The 1,291-nt window shown below is 41.9% G+C and carries 1 protein-coding gene; it reads left to right on the top strand.

The window, feature by feature from the left end:
• Positions 1–92: 92 nt before the first annotated feature.
• Positions 93–1,271 (top strand): IS4 family transposase, encoded by a 1,179-nt coding sequence (locus NG795_RS28355; RefSeq protein WP_367291947.1) that lies wholly within the window; start codon positions 93–95, stop codon positions 1,269–1,271.
• Positions 1,272–1,291: the final 20 nt, after the last annotated feature.

Genomic DNA, 1,291 nt, shown 5'->3' with positions numbered 1-1,291 from the left:
CTGAAGGGGTGACAAGAAGGCCAAAAGGCTTACCCCTTGTCGGTTTGGGCCATTTGTAGTATAAGAAAAAGAGGTCAGCCCCTTTTTGGGGGATGGCTAACCTCTATAATCACAAAAAAATGTTACCTACATTCTACCAAACTTTTCTATCTGAGCAACTGAAACATTCCGACTGGCTGATGGTTCAAACCCTAGTGTGGCTCTTACAACTGCACAAAACCGTTAAAATTGAACGGTTGGCTGCCTATTTTCCCCTGGCTATTAAACAGGAGAGTCGGCGCAGGAGGATCCAACGATTCTTAGTCTCTACCAGTCTGAGTGTTCCTCTGCTGTGGTTTCCCTTGATTCAAATTTTAATTCATCGCTATTTTCCTTCATACCAGCCCATTTATCTAGCTTTAGATAGAACCTCTTGGAAACAAAATAACCTGTTCATGGGGTCCGTAATTTATCAAAAAAGAGCTTGGCCGGTTTATTGGACATTTATCGACCATACAGGGGCCAGCAATCTTGCCCGTCAAAAAGCCCTTCTTAAGCCTATTTTTAGGTTATTAAACGGTTATAAAATCATCGTAATTGGAGACCGTGAATTTCATAGTGTTGAGCTGGCTAAGTGGCTTCAGTCAAAGAAAGTGTATTTTGCTCTGCGCCAAAAATGCAACACTTACATTAAACAAGGTCGTAAAAAAGCTGAGGAGTTTGAGAAGTTAAGTAATTTAGGGCTTAAGCCGGGGATGAAACTCTATTTATCCTCGGTTCAGTTTACTAAAAAGAAAGGATTTGGCCGGTATGCCTTGGCGGCTTGTTGGAAACGTAAATATGGTTCTAATAAATCAAGTGAACCTTGGTACATTCTGACTAATCTGACGGATTTAAAAAGTGCTTTAAAGGCTTATTCCATGCGGATGGGCATTGAAGCAATGTTCAAAGATTGTAAAACTGGAGGATATAATTTAGAAGGAACGGGGGCCAACCAAGAGCGGTTGACTCGGCTGGTTCTTTTAATTGCTTTGGCCTATACGGCCTCATCTATTCAAGCTGTGCCAATCAAGCAACAAGGAGTGCAGTCTTATGTCGCTCGTTTAACTGAATCTGGACGCAATCAACGCCGTCATAGTAACTTTTGGATAGGACTTTATGGACTCAGTTGGATTGATTCTCTGGAAAAATTGCAGGAGTTAAGTATCGAGTTTATGAAACTTAACCCCCATAAACGGCCTTTTTATCGAAGGGGCCTAAGAGCTATGTCCCTTATCCAGTCTAGTTTGTAGCCGGATTGTCACCCCTTCAG

This window comes from Laspinema palackyanum D2c (assembly GCF_025370875.1).
GTDB lineage: Bacteria > Cyanobacteriota > Cyanobacteriia > Cyanobacteriales > Laspinemataceae > Laspinema > Laspinema palackyanum.
The sequence above is the reverse complement of the archived record's forward strand: the minus strand, read 5'-3'. Positions and strand labels throughout refer to the sequence as shown.